At 71.3% G+C, this 13,421-nt stretch carries 12 protein-coding genes; 9 read left to right on the top strand and 3 right to left on the bottom strand.

What is annotated here, in order from left to right; translation table 11 throughout:
* Positions 1 to 62: 62 nt before the first annotated feature.
* The gene (locus ACWIFB_RS10195; RefSeq protein WP_452098832.1) at positions 63 to 1,169 is read left to right on the top strand and encodes a M24 family metallopeptidase; all 1,107 of its coding nucleotides are present in this window, start codon (positions 63 to 65) and stop codon (positions 1,167 to 1,169) included.
* A gap of 5 nt (positions 1,170 to 1,174) precedes the next feature.
* Here the strand turns inward: ACWIFB_RS10195 and ACWIFB_RS10190 are convergent, their stop codons facing one another.
* Positions 1,175 to 1,582 carry a PPOX class F420-dependent oxidoreductase gene (locus tag ACWIFB_RS10190; protein WP_454058171.1) on the bottom strand — a complete coding sequence of 136 codons (408 nt, stop codon included), beginning with the start codon at positions 1,580 to 1,582 and terminating at the stop codon, positions 1,175 to 1,177.
* Between the two features lie 85 nt (positions 1,583 to 1,667).
* Between ACWIFB_RS10190 and ACWIFB_RS10185 the strand changes: the two genes are divergently transcribed.
* Complete coding sequence (locus ACWIFB_RS10185; RefSeq protein WP_454058170.1) at positions 1,668 to 2,441, top strand: SDR family NAD(P)-dependent oxidoreductase; 774 nt, start codon at positions 1,668 to 1,670, stop codon at positions 2,439 to 2,441.
* On the top strand, positions 2,438 to 3,697 hold the full coding sequence (locus tag ACWIFB_RS10180) for a cobalt-precorrin-6A reductase (protein WP_454058169.1): 1,260 nt from the start codon (positions 2,438 to 2,440) through the stop codon (positions 3,695 to 3,697). The genes ACWIFB_RS10185 and ACWIFB_RS10180 overlap by 4 nt, the downstream gene beginning before the upstream one ends.
* Before the next feature lie 7 nt (positions 3,698 to 3,704).
* Here the strand turns inward: ACWIFB_RS10180 and ACWIFB_RS10175 are convergent, their stop codons facing one another.
* Positions 3,705 to 4,913, bottom strand: a complete 1,209-nt coding sequence (locus ACWIFB_RS10175; RefSeq protein WP_454058168.1) for a precorrin-3B synthase — start codon at positions 4,911 to 4,913, stop codon at positions 3,705 to 3,707.
* 74 nt (positions 4,914 to 4,987) lie between these two features.
* Between ACWIFB_RS10175 and ACWIFB_RS10170 the strand changes: the two genes are divergently transcribed.
* Genes ACWIFB_RS10170 through ACWIFB_RS10160 form a run of 3 tightly spaced genes read left to right on the top strand, consistent with a single transcriptional unit; the run spans position 4,988 to position 8,277 of the window.
* The gene (locus ACWIFB_RS10170; protein ID WP_454058167.1) at positions 4,988 to 5,902 is read left to right on the top strand and encodes an amidohydrolase; all 915 of its coding nucleotides are present in this window, start codon (positions 4,988 to 4,990) and stop codon (positions 5,900 to 5,902) included.
* Entirely contained in the window at positions 5,899 to 7,497 is a 1,599-nt protein-coding gene (gene lnt / locus ACWIFB_RS10165; protein ID WP_454058166.1) for an apolipoprotein N-acyltransferase, read from the top strand. Before ACWIFB_RS10170 ends, lnt begins: the two co-directional genes overlap by 4 nt.
* Positions 7,498 to 7,512: 15 nt before the next feature.
* Positions 7,513 to 8,277 (top strand): polyprenol monophosphomannose synthase, encoded by a 765-nt coding sequence (locus ACWIFB_RS10160; RefSeq protein WP_452099057.1) that lies wholly within the window; start codon positions 7,513 to 7,515, stop codon positions 8,275 to 8,277.
* Between the two features lie 97 nt (positions 8,278 to 8,374).
* Here the strand turns inward: ACWIFB_RS10160 and ACWIFB_RS10155 are convergent, their stop codons facing one another.
* Positions 8,375 to 8,719 (bottom strand): RNA polymerase-binding protein RbpA, encoded by a 345-nt coding sequence (locus ACWIFB_RS10155; protein ID WP_230928980.1) that lies wholly within the window; start codon positions 8,717 to 8,719, stop codon positions 8,375 to 8,377.
* Between the two features lie 99 nt (positions 8,720 to 8,818).
* Here ACWIFB_RS10155 and ACWIFB_RS10150 point away from each other — a divergent pair, with 99 nt between their 5' ends.
* The 3 genes from ACWIFB_RS10150 (at position 8,819) to ACWIFB_RS10140 (ending at position 13,415) form a co-directional block, all read left to right on the top strand.
* Positions 8,819 to 9,235 (top strand): hypothetical protein, encoded by a 417-nt coding sequence (locus tag ACWIFB_RS10150; RefSeq protein WP_452098825.1) that lies wholly within the window; start codon positions 8,819 to 8,821, stop codon positions 9,233 to 9,235.
* Positions 9,232 to 10,944 carry an alpha/beta hydrolase gene (locus tag ACWIFB_RS10145; RefSeq protein WP_452098824.1) on the top strand — a complete coding sequence of 571 codons (1,713 nt, stop codon included), beginning with the start codon at positions 9,232 to 9,234 and terminating at the stop codon, positions 10,942 to 10,944. Before ACWIFB_RS10150 ends, ACWIFB_RS10145 begins: the two co-directional genes overlap by 4 nt.
* Before the next feature lie 107 nt (positions 10,945 to 11,051).
* On the top strand, positions 11,052 to 13,415 hold the full coding sequence (locus ACWIFB_RS10140; RefSeq protein WP_454058165.1) for an ATP-binding cassette domain-containing protein: 2,364 nt from the start codon (positions 11,052 to 11,054) through the stop codon (positions 13,413 to 13,415).
* Positions 13,416 to 13,421: the final 6 nt, after the last annotated feature.

The raw sequence follows: 13,421 nt of genomic DNA, 5'->3' as shown, positions 1-13,421 counted from the left end.
ACCCCGCAAGGATAGCCGCCGACGGAGGCGGGCGAAGCGCGGCTCGGCCTACTCTGGGGGACATGAATGCCGACTCCCCGGATCTCCACCCCAACCGCCTCGACGCCGTCCGCGCCCGCGCGCGGGAGATCGGGATCGACCACGTGGTGGTCTATTCCGGGGAGGACATGGCCTACCTGACAGGTCTACGGATGGACTCCCACGAGCGGCTCACCGCGCTGGTGGTCCCCGCGGCCGGTGACGCGCCGCTGCTGATCCTGCCGTCACTCGAGCTCACCGATCCGGTCCGCCGTGCCGCCGAGCAGGTCGGCGCGACCGTGCACCCGTGGGCGGACGGGACGGACGCGGTGGCGCTGGTCGCGGGGAAGGTGTCCGGACGGGTGTCGGTGTCGACCGCCATGCCGGCGTTGCACCTGGTGCCGCTACAGCAGGGCGTCGACGGCGAGGTGGTGCTGGCCTCGGACGTGATCGATCACGTCCGGGCCGTCAAGAACGCGCACGAGGTGGGTGAGCTCGCCGAGGCCGCCCGCCGCATCGATGCCGTGCACGAGCGAATGGGCGAGTTCCTGCAGGTGGGACGGACCGAGTCGGAGGTCGGTGAACTCATCACGGCCGCCATCGAGGCGGTGGGGCTCACGCACGCCGAGTTCGTGATCGTCGGCTCCGGCCCGCACGGTGCGGACCCGCACCACGGGGTCTCCGACCGCGTGGTGCAGGCGGGTGACGTCGTCGTGGTCGACATCGGCGGGCCGCTGCCCAGCGGCTACCACTCCGACTGCACCCGCACCTATTCGATGGGCCAGCCGTCCGAGCAGGTCACCCGCGAGTACGCCGCGTTGCAGGAGGCGCAGCGACTGGCACGCGAGGCCGTGCGGCCCGGGGTGGCCATCGGCGAGGTCGACGCGGCGGCACGTGAGTACCTGGCGGCGGCCGGGCTGGGGGAGCGGTTCATCCACCGCACCGGTCACGGGATCGGGCTCGGGCTGCACGAGCCGCCGTTCGTGGCGCCCGGGGCGGACACCGTGCTGGCCGAGGGGATGACCTTCTCCGTCGAGCCGGGAATCTACCTGGACGGGCACTGGGGTGCCCGGCTGGAGGACATCGTCGCGGTGACCGCGGACGGCCGTCGCGATCTCAACAACGGCGAGCGGGGCCTCCGGGTCCTGTAGAGGGACTAGGCGCCGGTGAACATCCGGGCGGATCCGAGCACGCGGTCGACCTCGATCGCGACCACCACGCGCTCGGGGTTCGGGCGCGGTTCCCGGTACCGTAGTGCGTATCGGCGCTCGCCTTCGTGAACCGCGTCGGCGTCTGTCAGCAGCCGGACCGGGCCCTCGAAGGTCAGCCAGCGGCCGCCGTCGACGTGGGACACCGCCGCGCGGCCGCCCCGCTCGGCATTGCGCGCCTTCTGTGACCCGCGCCTGGTGATCACCCGGGCGAGCCCGCCCTCGGTATCTATCGTGAAGCCCACGGCCACGACGTGCGGGGACCCGTCGGCACGGAGGGTGGTCAGTGTGCCCAGATGGTAGGTCGACAGGAACTGGTGAGCCTCGTCGGACAGCTCGGTCAGGGTGCGGGCCATGTGCTCGAGACTGCCACAGCGGTCAGGAATCGCCGAGGTGGGCCGTGAGGCCCGCCGGCGCGGGCCTGCGTGAAACACTGAGCACATGCCCACACCCGCATCGTCGTCCTCCCGGCCCGGTGGCGAGGTCGTCGTCATATTCGGCGGCCGCAGCGAGATCGGATTGGCCGTGGCGCACCGCCTCGCGCCCGGTCGTACCGTCGTGCTGGCGTCCAGGCCGGGCGGCGACGTCTCGACGCTTGCCGCTCCGCTCGAGGCGGCGGGCGCTGCCGCGGTCGAGATCATGGACTTCGACGCCGACGACATCGGCACCCACGCCGCGGTGGTCGACCGGATCGAGTCCCGGGTCGGCCCCGTCGACATCGCGGTCCTCGCATTCGGCATCCTCGGTGACCAGGAGATCGCCGAGCGGGACGCCGAGGCCGCCGCGCAGATCCTCCACACCGACTTCGTGGCCCAGGCCGCACTGTTGACGACGCTGGCCGAGCGGATGAAGTCCCGCCGACAGGGCGTGCTCGTGGCGTTCTCGTCGGTCGCCGGGCAGCGCGTCCGGCGCGCCAACTACGTGTACGGGTCGGCCAAAGCGGGGCTGGACGGTTTCGCGTCAGGGATGGCGGACGCTCTGCACGGCACCGGCGTCACCCTGGTGATCCCGCGGCCGGGCTTCGTGATCGGTCGCATGACCACGGGGATGGATCCCGCACCGTTCTCCTCGACCCCGGACGAGGTGGCGGACTCCGTGGTCGCCCGCGTTCTCGCGCGCCGCGCGGGTGTCGTGTGGATACCGTGGCAGCTGCGGGTGATGTTCGCCGTCGCCCGTCTCGTACCCCAGCCGGTCTGGCGACGGATGCCCCGGTGAGCCGCCCGGAACGCCCGGGAGGGCCCGCGTCCGGCGAGCTCGCGCAGGTGCACCTCGTCGGGGTGGGACCCGGCCCTGTCGACCTGCTCACGGTACGGGCCTCACGCCTGATCGCGATGAGCGGGACCTGCCTCTGCGCCCACGACCTCGTGCCCCGGGAGGCCATGTCCCTGATGCCGCCCACCGCGAGGGTCGTGGACTGTTCCGGACTCTCGGACACCCGGGCGCTCGACGAGATCCGGACCGCTCTCGAGCGCGGTGACCGCGTCGCGTGCCTGTTCGCCGGAACTCCCGATCAGCATGACGAGGCCTCGCAGCTGACGGATGCTCTGGACACCGCCGGGGTCTCCTGGGAGGTCGTGCCCGGGGTCCCGCATCCCGGTTTCCCCACGCTCCTCGAGGCATCGCGCGTAGACGCGGCCGGCGACGATACGAGGGCCGCCCGGCCGGCCGGTGCAGCTGCCGCGTCGGGGCTGCCCGTCGGCGGGCCCGGCCTCATCCTCGTGCTGGGCGGCACCGGTGAGGCCCGCGATCTCGCGGAACTGCTCGTCACCGCGGGGCTGGAGGTGGTGACCGCCCTGGCCGGGAAGGTGGCCCGCCCCCGGCTTCCCCGGGGCGAGGTACGGATCGGCGAGTTCGGCGGCGCAGAGGGACTAGCGCACTGGCTGCGGGAGAACTCCGTGAGCGCGGTGATCGACGCGACCGACCCGTTCGCGGAGCAGATCTCGGTCGACACACTCCACGCCGCCGCGGCGACCGGGGTCCCGCTGCTGCGATTGGAGCGGCCTGAATGGTCGGAGACCGGGGGCGACGAGTGGATCCACGTCGCGGACGTGCAGGGCGCGGTCGCGGTGGTGCGGGAGCGGTTCCGGCGCCCCATGCTCACTGTCGGCAAGCTCGGGGCATCGGCGTTCGCCGACGACGCCCGCGGTTCGTACCTCATCAGGTGCTCCGAACCACCGCCCGGCCCGCTACCGGACCGCTACCTGCTCGTCCTGGACCGCGGGCCGTTCGGCGTCGAGTCCGAGCGCACGCTCATGTCGCGGCACCGGATCGACGTGCTGGTCACCCGAAACAGCGGCGGCCGCGCGTCCGCGGCCAAGCTGGAGGCGGCTCGGGCCCTGCGCATCCCGGTGGTGATGGTCGACCGGCCGCGCAGCCCCACCACGACCGCCGACGCCCCGCCCGCCCCCGAGACCGTTCACCGGATCGAGGATGCGGCCCGCTGGCTCGTCGACCGCTTCGGCTCGCGCTGACCCGCGCCTACCGCCCCACGTGGTAGCCGCTCGGCGACGCCGTGACGCGCTCACCCGCCCCGGTGTCACCGCAGGCCCGTTCGCAACCCACCCAGTGCTGTCTGCCGACCACGGGTAGCGTGCCGGCGCGCACCGATTCGGCGGCGTCGGCGCGCACGTCGGAATGTGAGCGGGAACACCCGGGCAGGCCGGTGCAGGCGCTCACCTCCACCCACGGCGACGCCGCGTCGAAGACCATGCCCATCGGGGCGAGGACCCGGACGACCTGCTCGGCCATGCCCTCGGTCAGACCGTGCAGGCCGATCACACGCTCCGCCGAGATCGTGCTGGGCCGCTCGATCGCGCCGAGGAACTCGGCCAGGCGGGCGGGGACCACGCCGAATGGCACCACGGCCAGGAGGGTGACCAGGCCGTCGTCGGTGTCGATCCAGCCGACCGGCGGCACCTCCACCGCCGCAATGTGGGCGCCGCCCCCGGCGGGGTCGCCGACCTCATCGAGGGGACCTCCCGAGTTGGACTTGCCGCTGGTGCCCGCCTGGCCGGTGGTTAGTGGGTGCTCGGACAGTGCGACGACGACGAGGTCGTTCAGCTCCCCGACCGGCGGGACGCGCCACTGCCGTTCCGCGCTCCGGTCGAAAGCGGCGGCGGCGTCCGCGAGGACGGTCGCCGCGTCCGCCATCGCGGTGCCGATCCCGGTGTCACGGCCACGGACGTGCAGGCGGAGGAACCCGTCGGGGTGCCCGGCGACGGCCGCCAGGTCGGGCCGGTGGGCCAGGACGTCCCCCGAGCCGTCGTCGAACCCGAACAGGAAGCGCCCGCTGAGCGCCGTCACGTCCTGCCTCGACAGGAGCTCCGCGTCGAGCCGCTCCGGCAGATCGCCGAGGCGATGATGTCCGGCGAGTCGGCCGGCCATCGGGGAGGCCAGGATGTTGCGTACCCGGTCGTGGGCGGCGCTCGGCAGGAGCCCCGCCTGCGCGACACGCTCGTGCAGGAGCGCCTCGTCCCGCACGCCCCGGATCTGCACGTTGCCCCGCGAGGTGAGGTGAAGATCGCTGCCGTGGTCTGCCGCGATCCGGGCGAGCGCGGCCCAGTCCGTGGGCTCCAGTCGGCCGCCGGGGAACCGGAGGCGGGCCAGTCCGCCATCCGCGGCGGCGTGCACCCGCCGGACTCCCGGACAGCGGTCGGCGGAGCCGGTGGGGGAGTCGGGGGCCGTCATGACTGCCGAGCCTAGTTCAGCCCTACGGGTGGCCGGGTTCCGCGCAGCGGGCGAGGCTCGGGGATACTCGGATCATGCCTGCAACTCTCGCCACCGGAGGCCGCGTCCTCACCCCCGCCTCGCGAGACGCCACCGCGCTGGCGTGGGAGGAGGGGCAGGTCGTCTGGGCCGGAGCCGATGCGCCCGGTCCCGCGCTGTTCCCCGGGGCCCACCACCTCGATCTGGCGGGGGACTGGGTCGCTCCGCCGTTCGTCGAGTGTGTCGTTGGCGGGGTCGATACGGATACCACCATTGACGCGGCCACCGCGGCAGCCTCGGGCGTCGTACTGACGGGGCTGGCCGCAGCCCACGGACCGGACGCCGTCGCGGACCGGGCGCGCGAGGGGGAGCGGGTCGTCCTCGAACCCGGGACCGACCCCACTCGGCTCGCCGGGGAGCTGACGCGGCTCGCCGACGAGCTGGGCGGTCCGGCCGTGGCGCGGTGCACGCCGATCCTGATCGGCGCGGCCGAGATCGGTGACGACGACCTGGCGGCGCTCTCGGCCGTCGGCACGGTCCTGCTGCTGCGCCCGCTCGTCGATGACCTCACCGGTCTCGATCTGGTCCGGATCGCGGCCTCGGGCGTGGCGCTGGCCGCCTCCGTCCGCGCCGGCAGCGAAGCACGCCCTTGGGACGCTCTGCGTGCCCTGACCAGCGTCCCCGGTGGGCGGGGGCTGTCGCCCCGGGCCGCGTTCACCGCCACCACCCGCGGCGCCCGCCGCGCGGCCGGCGCCCGGGACGGGCTGTCCGGGACGCTCGCGCCGGGGGCCCCGGCCTCCTTCGCCCGATGGCAGACCGGTGATCTCGCCGTGGTCGCGGCCGACGACGCCGTCCAGCGCTGGTCCACCGATCCGCGCTCCGGGGTGCCCCCGATGCCCGATCTCACCGGCCCGGACCCCGTTTTGCGGGCCCTCGTCGTGGACGGCGAGCCCGCCGGCCGGGCGGAGTGATCCCGCTTCTGCTCCGGCTGGTCGGAGCCGCCGCTTCCGGTGCGCTGCTGGCCGCCTCGTTCCCTCCGGTCGGCCTCTGGTGGACGGCACTGCCGGCGATCGCCGTTCTCGTCGTCGTCCTCTCTCCTGTCCGGGGCACCGCGCCCCGGGCGCGCACCGGAGCACTCGTCGGGTTTCTCGCCGGCCTGGTGTTCTTCCTGCTCCTCGTGCCGTGGGTCGGCCTGTACGTGGGCGCCTACGCCGCCTGGGGCCTGTCCGTGGTCGAGGCCCTGTACCTGGCGGCGTTCGGCGCCGGCGCGGCGGTCATCCTGCGCGCAGGGCTGACCCCCGGCGGCCACGACGGCCGGCGCGCAGCTGCTGCTCTGCTCGGCGTCGCGGGATGGTGGTCGCTGTGGGAGTGGATCCGCTCGTCGTGGCCGTGGGGTGGTTTCCCGTGGGGGAGGCTGGCGTTCGGCCAGGCCGACGGCCCCCTGTTGCCGCTCGCCTCGCTCGGGGGGACACCGCTGATGGGCTTCGTCGTGGCGGCCCTCGGCACGGCACTCGGGTTCGCCGTCGTCCTGCTTCTCCGACGCGACCGGCCGGTGCGGACCGCCACCGGGCTCCTCGCGGTCCCGCTGGTCACGGCCGGGCTGGTCGCCGCCACCGCGATCGACCCCGGTGACGAACACCCCACACAGACACTCGACGTGGCGGTCATCCAGGGCAACGTTCCGCGCCTCGGGCTGGACTTCAACGCCCAGCGACGCGCCGTCCTCAACAATCACCTGCGCGTGACCGGCGAACTCGCCGACCGCGTCGACGCCGGTGAGGTACCGAGGCCGGATGTGGTCATGTGGCCGGAGAACGCCTCCGACATCTCGCCGCTGGCCGATCAACGAGCCGCCGACCAGATCTCGGCACTGTCCCGCCGCCTCGGGGCGCCGATTCTCGTCGGTACCGTGCTGCCGACCGGCGAGGGGCGGGAGGCGACGAACTCCTACCTGGTGTGGGACGGACAGTCAGCCGACCGCGGCGAGGACCCGGTCGCGGACCGCCACGACAAGAAGTACATCCAGCCGTTCGGCGAATGGCTACCGCTGCGCGCGCCTCTCGAGGCGCTGTTCCCGATCGCCCGCACCGCCGGGCATTTCGTGCCCGGCGACGGCGACGGCGTGGTGACCGCCGCCGGGGTGGACATGGGGGTGGCCATCTGCTTCGAGGTGGCGTTCGATTCCGCCGCGCGCGGGCCTGTCGCCCACGGCGCGCAGTTGCTCACCATCCCCACGAACAACGCCACGTTCGGCCGGTCACCGATGACATACCAGCAGTTGGCGATGTCGCGGGTGCGTGCGGTCGAGCATCACGTCCCTGTACTCATCGCCGCGACCAGTGGGGTCAGCGCCGTGATCGGACCGGACGGCGCCGTTCAGCAGGAGACGGAGATCTTCGAACCCGCGGCGTTGGTGGCGCAGGTGGAGATCGGTTCGGCCGGTACAGTGGCAACCCGATCGGGCAGCATCCCGCAGGTGGCGTGTTGCCTCATCGGGCTCGTCGGACTGGCCTGGGCGGTCATCCACTCCCGACGCCGGCCCGTACACGACCACGAGGAGAGCTAAGTGACCGATCCGTCGATGCCGGGCAGCACCGCGCCAGCGGAGCGCACTCTGGTGATCATCCCGACCTACGACGAGCGGGACACCCTGCCGGTCGTGGTCGAGCGGCTGCTCGCCGCGGCGCCCGACGTCTCGGTCCTCATCGCCGACGACAACAGCCCCGACGGCACCGGCGAGGTCGCCGACCGGCTGGCCGCCGAGGACCCGCACGGCCGCATCACCGTTCTGCACCGCAAGGGCAAAGAGGGGCTCGGGGCCGCGTACATCGCGGGTTTCCGTTGGGGACTGGCCCGCGACTACACGGTCCTGGTCGAAATGGACGCCGATGGCAGCCACCCGCCGGAGCGGCTCCCCGCCATGCTCGAGGCGGTCGACGCCGGCGCCGACCTGGCCATCGGATCGCGGTACGTGCCCGGTGGCAGGGTCGTGAACTGGCCGTGGCAGCGGCACGTCATCTCGCGCGGAGGCAATGTCTACTCCCGCATCATGCTCGGGGTGGGCATCAAGGACATCACGGCCGGTTACCGGGCCTACCGCGCCGGCGCCCTCGCCGAGCTCGACATGGATTCGATCGAGTCCAAGGGGTACTGCTTCCAGATCGACATGACCTGGCGTCTGCTGGGCAACGGCCGCAAGGTCGTCGAGGTGCCCATCACCTTCACCGAGCGCACCGTCGGGCACTCCAAGATGAGTGAGTCGATCTTCCGCGAGGCCGCGGTCAACGTCGCCCGCTGGGGCTGGCAGAAACGGCGGCGGCAGCTCAGGGAACTCCTCGGCCGCTGACGGCCTGACGCCCGGGCCCGCCCCGCGAGCCCGAAAAGAGAACTCCCCGTCCCTGGGCTTCAGGGACGGGGAGTTCCGGCTCGGCGCGACGGGAGCGTCAGCGCGACCCGGCGCGACGACGCTTCTTGAGCAGGTCCATGCGCTCCTTGAGCAGGTCCTCGAGATCCTCGAGGGACCTGCGCTCGAGCAGCATGTCCCAGTGGGTGCGTGGCGGCTTGCCCTTCTTCACCTCGACGGCCGGGCCGTCGATGAGCTGGCCCTCCTGGCCGTTCTTGCACATCCAGGCGCCGGGGATCTCCGCGTCATCAGCGAACGGGACCTCGTACACCTCCCCGTTGGGGGTCTGGTACTTGGCCATCCGGCGGGGGGCGAGGTCGTGGTCCCGGTCCGTCTCGTAGCTCACCGCACCGAGGCGGCTGCCCCTGAGCACTCGATCTGCCATGCGAACTCCTTCTGCCGTGTCGCGTCTTCGGTCGATATCCGCGGATCGACACAGACGCTGCGTGGTACCTGCTCCTGTCAACGCCAAGAGAGCCCCGAAATGTTCCCACGCCCCCGTGTCCCGTGCTACCCCGGGGGCCTCGTGGGTAGCCTGACATGCGTGGAAACCGACGTCAGGGCAGAGCAGGCCCCGCCCAGGCGGGGAGAGGCCTCGTGCGCGTGGTGCGGTCGCCCGGTGGACGAGGGCAGCACCGGGCGCCGCCGTCGGTACTGCCGGCGATCGTGCCGACAGCGAGCATATGAGCAGCGTCGGTCCCTGCTGATGCAGGATCTCCCGGAGGGCACGGTCGTGCTCACCGAGACGGAGTCAGCCGACCTGATGGACCGGATGTTCCAGTTGCGCTGCGCCTGTGAGGACCTGGACACCGCGATCGCCGAGGGTGAGGACCCGGCCGAGGTGGCCCGGATGTCCGCCGATCTGGTGGCCGCCGCGAGAAGGGCCGAACGGCTGCGGTGAACACGATCGTCACAGTTCTCCGGGGGTGGTGGGTCCGGTGGCACCCCTCGGTCACCGGGCTCGTGATGGCGGCCCTGGCCGCGTGGGTCTCGCTCATGCCGTCGCTGTTGCCCCGCGCATGGCACTACCAGGGGATCGTCACCGGGGTCTCCATGGCCGTGGGCTACGGCGTCGGCGTGGCCCTGCGGACCCTCTGGCAGCGACTGGCAGCTCCCCGCATCAGGGTCCACCCCGATCTCGACGCACTCGGCGATCGCCTATTGGCGTTTGCCCGCCTGTCAGCGCCGTATGTGCTGGTCGTGTACCTCATCACGGCCACCGCGACCGCGATTCGCTGGCAGGATCAGGTCTCGGACCTGGTGGAGTCACCCCGGCCCCCGTGGGCCGACTACATGCGCATCCCCTGGATCGCCCTCGCGGTGTTCGTGGGGCTGCTCGTACTCGCCCGCGGCATCCGGGCCGCATACCGGGCGTTTGTCCGCACGATCCGCCGTCGGTTCAACCTGGGGGAGTACACCGCCCGACTCACCGGTTTCGTCGTGATCGCGGCACTGCTCTTCGGCGTGGTCGACGGAGTGGTGCCCCGGCTGTTCTTCGAGGCGGCCAACCGGGTCTCCGGGGTCCAGAACGACGAACGCGTACCGGGCGCGACGCGTCCGACGACGCCCGAGCGATCCGGAGGACCGGGCTCGGTCGTGGATTTCGACGATCTCGGCATGCAGGGCCGGCGTTTCATCAGTGGTGGGCTCGACCAGGCGGCGTTGACCGACCTGCTGGGCGAGGACGCTCTCGAGCCGATCCGCCTGTACGCGGGCCTGCAGTCGGCCGCGACCGACGACGAGCGCTCCGCCCTGGTGGTGGAGGAACTCAACCGCACGCGGGCGTGGGAGCGCGATTCCGTGGTGATCGTCCCGACCACCGGAACCGGCTGGATCAATCCCCACGCGGCCCAGGCGATCGAACTGCTCAGCGGGGGCGATGTGGCCATCGTCGGAACCCAGTACTCGTACCTACCGAGCTGGATCTCGTTCCTCGCCGACAGGGAGAAGGCCGAGGCCGCGGGCCAGTCGCTCATCGAGGCCGTGGTGAACTGGCGGGAGTCGCTGCCGCTGGATGCACACCGTCCGAATCTGTACGTCTACGGCGAGAGTCTGGGCACCCAGGCGGGAGAGGCCGCGTTCTCCGGGATCCGGGACATCCGGAACACGGTCGACGGCGTGCTGTGGATGGGGCCGCCCAACTCCAACCGCATCTGGAAATCTCTCGTCGAACGACGGGACCCGGGGTCGCCCGTCACCGAACCGGTCTACGCGGACGGGCTTCTGGTCCGGTTCTCGGAGGATCCGGCCGAGTTCCGGAGCGATGACACCCCGTGGATACCGCCGCACGTGCTGTACGTCCAGCACGCGACCGACCCGGTCGTGTGGTGGACCCCGAACATGCTGTTCGAGCGCCCGGCATGGCTGGCCGAACCCCCGGGGAAGGGCCGCCACCCCGGGATGTTCTACATGCCCGTCCTCACCTTCTTCCAGGTGACCGCAGACCTGGGCAATGCGATCGGAGGATCGCAGGGATACGGGCATCTCTACGATCACCAGATCCTCGACGGGTGGGCGGCGGCCACCGGCCGAGAAGGTTGGGACGACGACGAGTTCCGTCGCTTCGCCCGCCTTCACGACCTGGCGATGGAGACCCAGGCGCGCGGATGAGGTCCGACGCGCCGTGCGGTGGCAGGACTGCGGTCGCGCGGCTGTTCCACTTCTCGCCCGGCCGGGTCTAGCGTATCGGGGGTACCGACCCGACGAGGAGAACCGCGATGAGCATCCACACCGCAGACAGCCACGACATCATCCGCGTCCTCGGTGCGCGAGAGAACAATCTCAGGTCGGTTGATGTCGAGCTGCCCAAGCGACGCCTGACCGTGTTCACCGGCGTGTCCGGCTCCGGGAAGAGCTCGCTGGTGTTCGCCACCATCGCGGCCGAGTCCCAGCGGATGATCAACGAGACCTACAGCGCCTTTCTCCAGGGCTTCATGCCGACGCTCGCCCGGCCCGACGTGGACGTCCTCGAGGGGTTGACCACGGCGATCGTCGTCGACCAGGAGCGGATGGGGTCCGACCCCAGGTCGACCGTGGGGACCGCCACGGACACGGGCGCGATGCTGCGGATCCTCTTCAGCCGCCTGGCCGAGCCCCACCTGGGCGGGCCCAAGGCGTACTCGTTCAATGTCGCGTCGGCCACCGGCTCGGGGGTGCTCAAGAAGGCCGACGGGACGCGGGAGAAGGCGGAGTTCTCGATCACCGGCGGTATGTGCGTGCGCTGTGAGGGCCGGGGCAGCGTGTCCGACTTCGACATCGACGCCCTGGTGGACCGATCCAAGTCGCTCGCCGAGGGCGCGATCACCGTGCCGGGGTACTCGATGGACGGCTGGTACGGCCGCATCTATGCCGGCTCCGGGTACTTCGACATGGACAAACCGGTGAAGGACTTCTCGGACGAGGAGATGCACCGTCTCCTGCGGCTCGAGCCCACCAGGATCAAGGCCGAAGGCATCAACGTGACCTTCGAGGGGCTGATCCCCAAGATCCAGAAGTCGATGCTCGCCAAGGACGTCGAGGCGATGCAGCCCCACATCCGCGCCTTCGTCGAGCGCGCGGTCGTGTTCACCACCTGCCCGGACTGCGGCGGCACCCGCCTCAACGAGGGCGCCCGATCCTCGCGCATGGGCGCGATGAACATCGCCGACGTCTCGTCGATGCAGATCACCGACCTCGCGGAGTGGCTGCGTGGCCTGGACGAGCCGTCGGTCGCCCCGCTGCTGCAGTCGTTGCAGCACACGCTCGACTCGTTCGTCGAGATCGGTCTCGGCTACCTCTCGTTGGACCGGCCGGCGGGGTCGCTCTCCGGTGGCGAGGCGCAGCGGGTCAAGATGATCCGCCACCTCGGGTCGGCCCTCACCGACGTCACCTACGTCTTCGACGAGCCGACGATCGGCCTGCACCCGCACGACATCCAGCGGATGAACAACCTGTTGCTGCGGCTGCGGGACAAGGGCAACACGCTTCTGGTGGTGGAGCACAAGCCGGAAACGATCGCGATCGCGGACCACGTGGTGGACCTCGGACCCGGTGCCGGCTCCGAGGGTGGTGAGATCTGCTTCGAGGGCTCCGTCGAAGGACTGCGCGCGAGCGGGACCGTCACCGGTCGGCACCTCGACGACCGCGCGAGGCTCAAGGACGCCGTGCGCCCGGCCTCCGGTGTGCTGGAGGTGCGGGGCGCGACCGCGCACAACGTCCGCGCGGTGGACGTGGACATCCCGCTCGGCGTGCTGTGCGTGGTGACGGGAGTCGCGGGGTCGGGCAAGAGTTCGTTGATCCACGGCTCGGTCTCGCCCCGCGACGGGGTGGTGGCGATCGACCAGACAGCGATCCGCGGATCCCGCCGGAGCAACCCCGCCACCTACACCGGGCTGCTCGAGCCGATCCGCAAGGCCTTCGCCAAAGCCAACGGCGTCAAACCCGCCCTGTTCAGCCCCAACTCGGACGGCGCGTGTCCCACCTGCAAGGGCGCCGGGGTGGTCTATTCAGATCTCGGAATGATGGCGGGCGTCGCCACCACGTGCGAGGACTGCGAGGGCAAACGCTTCCAGTCGGAGGTGCTGGACTACGAGTTCGGCGGTCGGAACATCGCCGACGTCCTGGGGATGTCGGTGGCCACCGCCGAGGAGTTCTTCGGCCAGGGGGAGGGGCGCATCCCGGCCGCCCACAAGATCCTCGTCCGACTGCGCGATGTGGGGCTGGGGTACGTGACGATCGGCCAGCCCCTCACTACACTGTCCGGCGGCGAGCGGCAGCGGCTCAAGCTGGCCGCCCAGATGGCGGACAAGGCCGAGGTGTACGTCCTCGACGAACCCACCACCGGTCTGCACCTCGCCGACGTACAGAACTTGTTGGGGATGCTCGACCGGCTGGTCGATTCGGGCAAGTCCGTGATCGTGATCGAGCACCACCAGGCCGTGATGGCGCACGCGGACTGGATCATCGATCTCGGTCCCGGTGCCGGCCACGACGGCGGGCGCGTCGTGTTCGAGGGGACACCCACCGAACTCATCACCGACCCCTCGACCGTGACCGGCGAGCATCTGGCCGAATACGTGGGGAAGGCGCCGTCGCGGTCCTGACCTGTC

It is taken from the genome of Dietzia sp. NPDC055340, from assembly GCF_053645335.1.
This window is presented reverse-complemented; position numbering and strand designations above follow the sequence as displayed.

What these genes read in the sequence shown, in the direction of transcription:
- ACWIFB_RS10170 (WP_454058167.1), top strand. Translation starts at nt 4,988, where the DNA reads ATGCCTGCAACTCTCGCCACCGGAGGCCGCGTCCTCACCCCCGCCTCG.
- ACWIFB_RS10185 (WP_454058170.1), top strand. Translation starts at nt 1,668, where the DNA reads ATGCCCACACCCGCATCGTCGTCCTCCCGGCCCGGTGGCGAGGTCGTC.
- ACWIFB_RS10160 (WP_452099057.1), top strand. Translation starts at nt 7,513, where the DNA reads ATGCCGGGCAGCACCGCGCCAGCGGAGCGCACTCTGGTGATCATCCCG.
- ACWIFB_RS10150 (WP_452098825.1), top strand. Translation starts at nt 8,819, where the DNA reads ATGTTCCCACGCCCCCGTGTCCCGTGCTACCCCGGGGGCCTCGTGGGT.
- ACWIFB_RS10195 (WP_452098832.1), top strand. Translation starts at nt 63, where the DNA reads ATGAATGCCGACTCCCCGGATCTCCACCCCAACCGCCTCGACGCCGTC.
- ACWIFB_RS10140 (WP_454058165.1), top strand. Translation starts at nt 11,052, where the DNA reads ATGAGCATCCACACCGCAGACAGCCACGACATCATCCGCGTCCTCGGT.
- ACWIFB_RS10190 (WP_454058171.1), bottom strand. Translation starts at nt 1,582, where the DNA reads ATGGCCCGCACCCTGACCGAGCTGTCCGACGAGGCTCACCAGTTCCTG.
- ACWIFB_RS10175 (WP_454058168.1), bottom strand. Translation starts at nt 4,913, where the DNA reads ATGACGGCCCCCGACTCCCCCACCGGCTCCGCCGACCGCTGTCCGGGA.
- ACWIFB_RS10155 (WP_230928980.1), bottom strand. Translation starts at nt 8,719, where the DNA reads ATGGCAGATCGAGTGCTCAGGGGCAGCCGCCTCGGTGCGGTGAGCTAC.